This is a genomic window from Sphingobacterium sp. 18053, from assembly GCF_902706145.1.
GTDB classification, from domain to species: Bacteria; Bacteroidota; Bacteroidia; order Sphingobacteriales; family Sphingobacteriaceae; genus Sphingobacterium; species Sphingobacterium paramultivorum.
The window spans coordinates 1-1,484 of record NZ_CACSJW010000024.1 but is presented as its reverse complement, the minus strand read 5'-3'; the positions used below and the strand labels follow the sequence as shown (position 1 = coordinate 1,484).

General features: G+C 35.7%; 1 protein-coding gene. It reads right to left on the bottom strand.

Annotation, left to right across the window (positions count from 1 at the left end; all coding sequences use genetic code 11):
* Positions 1 to 138: 138 nt before the first annotated feature.
* Positions 139 to 1,227, bottom strand: a complete 1,089-nt coding sequence (locus GVK91_RS27085; RefSeq protein ID WP_153847053.1) for a transposase — start codon at positions 1,225 to 1,227, stop codon at positions 139 to 141.
* Positions 1,228 to 1,484 lie beyond the last annotated feature (257 nt).

The window sequence follows — 1,484 nt, the reverse complement described above, 5'->3', positions numbered from 1 at the left end:
AGGTACTATAATAAAAAGCAAATATTATTTCATTTATTTTTCTCTAATTCTTTGCTAACTTTGTTCTTCATGAGGAAGCATATTGTGATTGTTCACTTGTTATGTTTACCTTGTGTAGTGCTGGCAAATTAGTCGGCACTACTTGCTTAATAACCTTTGCTGGAATTCACCGACGATCGACATTTCCTGGATAGAAAGCTCCTTTTCCTCTTGTTTGTTATATTTATTTTTATATTTTCCATCGTACTCTTGGTCATTCTTCCAGAGCGAATACGTTATTACTAGAAGTTTTTTCTGGACTGCTACATAGCTTTTCATTTTTATACCATGTTTAGCGTAAGTCCGCTCGTAAAGATCCTCAAAAGGGCCTACTTTCCATCTGACCACTCCGAAAGCAGGCAAGTGCAAAATTCTTCGAATATGACTATTCCCTTTCTTTGAAATTCGAGTTCTTCCGTGATGGCTCCCTGATTGGTTTTCAACGATATCATATCCTGCAAAACTAACTAATTGTCTAGCATTTTTAAATAATTTGAAGCCGTTCGTTTCTGCTATTAGCGTTGCCACAGTTCTTATTCCAACACCTTTTATCTTACATATTTTTTTTACTTTTTCTGCTATTTCTTTATTTGAGTCAATATGCTCTTGGATTGCCATCTCCAGGTCTTCTAACTGCTTTTCAATCAGCTTAAGCCGGTTAAGAAGTGTTTTATTGACAACCTTATTTTGATGCATAGCATGTTGAAGGGCGTGCATCTGGTTAATAACCACTGTTTTTTGTTCCTGGAGATTTTCTATTTCTCTAGTCAATAGTCGTAAACTATAATAAAACTCGCTGATAGGCTCCCATAACTCAAGTGACTTTTCAGCCCCCATCTGTGCAAGTCCCTGCGCATCAATTTTGTCATTCTTAGACTTTACCCCCGAGGCCTGTAAATATCTCTTTGCGTAATTGGGAAGTAGTACAGAAACTGGAAATCCAGCTTTGCTAAGATACATCGCACAATTTTCATAATAAACCCCCGTGGCTTCCATGCAAATCACCAGTGGAATCTCTTTTTGCTTTCTGTGACGTATAACCCAATCCTCAAGATCCTTAAAACCTTTAAAGGTATTTGCAATCGTGCGACTACCTTTAATGCTTACCTTTTGACTGCTGTCAATTGTCGATAAACAGCAGTGAATTTCTTTAGAAGAGATATCCAATCCCAGTGAATACTTTAACATAATTACCCTATTTTAAAATTATAAAAGAACAGATATTCTGAACAACCATTACTCATCTTTTATACAGGATTATCTAACGCAATAGATATCTTTAAGTACTATTCTGGCTCTCTTCAGAAAGAGACTAAAGCAGGTTTCTCTGTGTCCCAGCATCCTCAAAGAAAAGTGCCTAGTTTAATGTTCAAGTTGCTGCTTTAGCTCTGTTAGTTTTTAATATAAAAATATTGATTATACATTATTTTCAAAGATATGAGTTT

Excerpts from the sequence above, each read along its gene's own strand:
- GVK91_RS27085 (WP_153847053.1), bottom strand. The coding sequence starts at position 1,227 with ATGTTAAAGTATTCACTGGGATTGGATATCTCTTCTAAAGAAATTCAC.